Below are 4,293 nucleotides of genomic sequence, written 5' to 3' on the forward strand. Positions count from 1 at the left end.
CCCGGCTCATGCGGCCGCCCCGTTCGTCGTCAGGAACGCCCGCAGCCGCGCGGCGGCCAGGGGCGGGTCGAGCAGCATGCCGCAGCCGTCGGCCAGGCGGGCCAGCTCGACCAGGTGCCGCAGCGACCGGCCGGAGTGCAGGCCGCCCACCAGCGAGAACCCGGGCTGGAACCCGTTCAGCCAGGACAGGAACGCGATGCCGGTCTTGTAGTAGTACGTCGGCGCGGCGAAGATGTGCCGCCCCAGCGCCTCGGTCGACGCCAGGATCTTGTGGCCGCCCTCGGCGTCTCCGGCGTCGAACGCCTGCAGGGCCGTGGAGGCCGCCGGGTAGATCGCGGCGAAGATGCCGAGCAGCGCGTCCGAGTGTCCCTGCTCGTCGCCCGCGATGAGCTCCGGGTAGTTGAAGTCGTCGCCGGTGTAGAGCCGGGGTCGGTTGCCGTCGCCCGCGGGGAGCGCCGCCAGCGCCCGGCGCAGGCCCACCTCGTGGGCGGCGTCGAGCAGCGAGACCTTGACGCCGTCGATCCGGGGCTGGTGCGCGCGGATCAGGTCGAGGAACGTCGCGGTGGCGTCGTCCACGGAGTCCGAGCCCCAGTAGCCCGCCAGCGCCGGGTCGAACATGGTGCCCAGCCAGTGCAGGACGACGGGTTGGTCGGTCTCGGTCAGCACGGCGTCGTACACACGGGCGTAGTCCTCGGGGCCGCGGGCCACGCGCGCCAGCGCGCGGGAGGCCATGACGATGACCTGCGCCCCGGCGTCCTGCACCACGTGCACCTGCTCGCGGTAGGCCTCGGTGACGACGGCCAGGCCGGCGTCGCCCGGTTCGAGGGCCGCGACGGCCTCTGGCGAGAGCTGGTCCGTGCCCGCGCCGCACGCGACGCGCGCGCCCACGGACGCGGCCTCGGCCGCCGAGCGCCGGATGAGCTCCTGGGTGGCTGCCCAGTCGAGGCCCATGCCGCGCTGGGCGGTGTCCATCGCGTCGGCCACGCCGAGCCCGTGCTCCCAGATGCGGTGCCGGTAGGCGAGGGTCGCGTCCCAGTCGACGACGGCGGGCGCGCCCGGCACGTTCTCCGCACCGACCTGCGGCACCACATGGGCGGCAGCGAAGGCGACGCGGGACGTGATCGGGCCGGACGGCGTGGTCCACGGGCCGGGGGCGTTCAGCTCGACGGCCTCGGAGCCGGCGACGCGGCCTTCGGCGTCGAACAGCGGGAGGACAACGGCGACCCCGCTCACAGGGTGATCTCCGGGATGTCGATGCGGCGGCCCTCCGCGGAGGACTGCAGGCCGAGCTCGGCGAGCTGCACGCCGCGCGCGGCCGAGAGCAGGTCGTAGCGGTGCGGGCGGCCGGCCACGACGTCGCGCAGGAACTCCTCCCACTGCAGCTTGAAGCCGTTGTCGAGGTCGGCGTTCGCGGGGACGTCGAGCCACTGGTCGCGGAACGGCTCCGTGACCGGCAGGTCCGGGTTCCACACGGGCTTGGGGGTGTGCGCGCGGTGCTGGGCGCGGCACTCGCGCAGGCCCGCGACGGCCGAGCCGTGCGTGCCGTCCACCTGGAACTCGACCAGCTCGTCGCGGAACACGCGCACGGCCCACGAGGAGTTGATCTGCGCCACGACGTCGTCCCCGCCCGGGGTGGTGATGTCGAAGATGCCGTACGCGGCGTCGTCGGCCGTAGCGGCGTACTCGCGGCCCTGCTCGTCCCAGCGGGTCGGGATGTGCGTGGCGGTCCGCGCGGTCACCGTCTTGACCTTGCCGAGGATGCCCTCGAGCACGTAGTTCCAGTGGCAGAACATGTCCGTGGTGATGCCGCCGCCGTCCTCGGCGCGGTAGTTCCACGAGGGGCGCTGGGCGGGCTGCGAGTCGCCCTCGAACACCCAGTAGCCGAACTCGCCGCGCAGCGACAGGATGCGGCCGAAGAAGCCCTCGTCCACCAGCCGGCGCAGCTTCACCAGGCCCGGCAGGTACAGCTTGTCGTGCACGACGCCGACGGTCACGCCGGTCTCGGCCTGCAACCGCGCGAGGTCGATGGCCTCGGCGAGGGTCTCCGCCGTCGGCTTCTCGGTGAAGACGTGCTTGCCCTCGCGCATCGCCTTGGACAGGGTCGCGGCGCGCAGGTTGGTCATCGCGGCGTCGAACACGATGTCGGCGTCCTTGATGGCCGCGTCGACGTCGGTGGTCCAGTGCTCGACGTCGTGCTTGGCCGCGAGCTCCTTGAGCTTGTCCGCGTTGCGGCCCACCAGCACGGGCTCGACCTGGACGCGCGAACCGTCGGCGAGCGTGACGCCGCCCTGGTCGCGGATCGGCAGGATCGAGCGCACGAGGTGCTGGCGGTAACCCATGCGGCCGGTGACGCCGTTCATGGCGATGCGAAGTGTGGTCACGGGCGGGACTCCATCGTCGGTGGTGTTGAGCGCCGTCTTGGAATGCGCTTTCCAGGGGAGCGTAGCGCACGTTTCCGGGTGAGTACATGGGGCCGGGGTGAGGTGGGACAGTGGGCCGGGGTGAGGCGGGGCAGTGGGCCGCGCGTCGATGGGGCTGCGGGCCGGCGTGGCCCTTTGCTGCGGGACGCGGCAGTTTGCCCCGCAGACTCGGCACTGTGCTGCGGGAGGCGGCAGTTTGCCCCGCAGACTCGGCAGTTGGCATCGAGATCGGCTCAGGCCTGAGCCGATCTCGATGCCAACTGCCGAAAGCTGGGTGCCAACTGCTACCCCGGCCTCAGGCGCCGGCGTGCAGCCCCCGCAGGGTGTGCTCGAAGCTGCGGATGAATCCCTCGCGGTGCTGCGGCTCGCAGGCGCGGGCGATGATGCCGCGCTCCCAGATCAGCACGTGCACGTCGGCCGCGCTCAGGTCGGCCCGGATCGCGCCGGTTGCCTGGGCGTCGGCGAGGAACCCGCCGGCGACCTCGTTCGCGCGCTCGCACAGCGCGGTCAGCGCCCCGGAGCCGGGCTGGGTGCGCAGCAGCACGTCGTTGGCGGCGGGCTCGTCGAACGCGACCAGCCAGATGCGGCGCAGGTAGCCCTCGAACCGCTCGACGGGATCCTCGATGGCAGCGACCTCGCTGATGATCCCCGCGATCCGCTCGGCGAACAGCTCCTCGACCACCGCGTCGATCAGGCCCTGCCGGCCCCCGAAGCGGTGATAGATCGTGCCCTTGCTGACCCCCGCGGCCCGCGCCACCTCGTCCAGCGGACTGTTCAGCCCGCCCGCGCGGAACACGTCGAGGGCAGCCAGCCGGATGCCCTCGACGTTGCGCCGCGCGTCGGCTCGGAGCCGTGGCGGGTCAGTGGTCACCGATCGGCCCCGGCCCCGGCCCCGGCGACCGCGGGGGCGCCGATCGTCTCGTTCCAGCTCGTCTCCAGCGTCCGCAGGAACGACTCCACCGGCTGCGCCCCGGAGACCGCGTACTTGCCGGCGAACACGAAGAACGGCACGCCCGTGATGCCGTACTGCCGGGCCTGCTGGATGTCGGCCTCGACGGCGTCGGCGAACTCCTCCGACGCGAGAGCCGCGAGCGCGGCGTCGCGGTCCAGGCCGATCTCGGCGGCCAGGTCGCCCAGGACCTGGTGGTCCGCGACGTTCAGGCCCTCGGTGAAGTAGGCCTTGAACAGCCGCTGGACCATCTCGTGCTGCTTGCCTTGGCCGGCCGCGAAGTGGCTGAGCTGGTGTGCGGTGCGCGTGCCCACGGCCTTCGCCTGCTCGAACCGGTAGTCCAGCCCGAGCTGGCGGCCGCGCTCCGAGATCTGCTCGTGCATGGCCTCGGCCTGCTCGCGGGGGAAGCCGCGCTCGGCCGCCAGCAGGTCCATGAGGTCGATCGGCACGTCGCCGGTGAGCTGCGGCATCAGCAGGAAGCTGTGGTAGCGCACCTCGACCTGGGCGGAGTGCGGGAACTGCCCCAGCGCCTGCTCCAGGAGCGCGTCGCCCATGTAGCAGAACGGGCACATCACGTCGCTCCACACGTCGATCACGAGCTTGTCGGCCGCCCGGCCGAACGCACCGGCCATCAGGAGCACACCCCGTCCACGGAGCAGACGCCGAACGCCTCGCCCGCGGGCAGGATCTCGAACGGGGAGGAACTGACCGAGGCGCCGTCGACGACGCCGGAGATCGCCTCCGTCGGGGTCTCGACCACCGGGGTCGCCTCCGCGACCGTGTCACTCGTCTTCATGGTCAAGGACGGTAGGTCTAACTTGAACCGCCCGTCAACTTGGCTGCGGCCGCCACCGGGCAGCTCGACCCGGCCGGACCCGGACGCCGGCCCCGCGGCGTGGCCGGGGGCGAACGGCTCAGCGGCCC

The 4,293-nt window shown here is 72.6% G+C and carries 5 protein-coding genes; all 5 read right to left on the bottom strand.

The genetic code is table 11. The annotated features are described in order from the left end of the window. Positions 1 to 6: 6 nt before the first annotated feature. Positions 7 to 1,233 (bottom strand): dihydrodipicolinate synthase family protein, encoded by a 1,227-nt coding sequence (locus PROKR_RS14980; RefSeq protein WP_036964442.1) that lies wholly within the window; start codon positions 1,231 to 1,233, stop codon positions 7 to 9. Further along, entirely contained in the window at positions 1,230 to 2,360 is a 1,131-nt protein-coding gene (locus PROKR_RS14985) for a Gfo/Idh/MocA family protein (RefSeq protein WP_036964443.1), read from the bottom strand. Before PROKR_RS14985 ends, PROKR_RS14980 begins: the two co-directional genes overlap by 4 nt. 355 nt (positions 2,361 to 2,715) lie before the next feature. Next, positions 2,716 to 3,291: a TetR/AcrR family transcriptional regulator gene (locus PROKR_RS35065; RefSeq protein WP_036964444.1), complete on the bottom strand. Its 576-nt coding sequence runs from the start codon at positions 3,289 to 3,291 to the stop codon at positions 2,716 to 2,718. Further along, complete coding sequence (locus PROKR_RS14995) at positions 3,288 to 4,001, bottom strand: DsbA family oxidoreductase (RefSeq protein WP_036964657.1); 714 nt, start codon at positions 3,999 to 4,001, stop codon at positions 3,288 to 3,290. The genes PROKR_RS35065 and PROKR_RS14995 overlap by 4 nt, the downstream gene beginning before the upstream one ends. Continuing rightward, positions 4,001 to 4,165 carry a hypothetical protein gene (locus tag PROKR_RS32800; protein ID WP_157602119.1) on the bottom strand — a complete coding sequence of 55 codons (165 nt, stop codon included), beginning with the start codon at positions 4,163 to 4,165 and terminating at the stop codon, positions 4,001 to 4,003. Before PROKR_RS32800 ends, PROKR_RS14995 begins: the two co-directional genes overlap by 1 nt. Positions 4,166 to 4,293: the final 128 nt, after the last annotated feature.

This window comes from Promicromonospora kroppenstedtii DSM 19349 (genome assembly GCF_000515355.1).
Classification (GTDB): Bacteria; Actinomycetota; Actinomycetes; order Actinomycetales; family Cellulomonadaceae; genus Promicromonospora; species Promicromonospora kroppenstedtii.

What these genes read in the sequence shown, in the direction of transcription:
- PROKR_RS32800 (WP_157602119.1), bottom strand. Translation starts at nt 4,165, where the DNA reads ATGAAGACGAGTGACACGGTCGCGGAGGCGACCCCGGTGGTCGAGACC.
- PROKR_RS14985 (WP_036964443.1), bottom strand. Translation starts at nt 2,360, where the DNA reads ATGAACGGCGTCACCGGCCGCATGGGTTACCGCCAGCACCTCGTGCGC.
- PROKR_RS14995 (WP_036964657.1), bottom strand. Translation starts at nt 4,001, where the DNA reads ATGGCCGGTGCGTTCGGCCGGGCGGCCGACAAGCTCGTGATCGACGTG.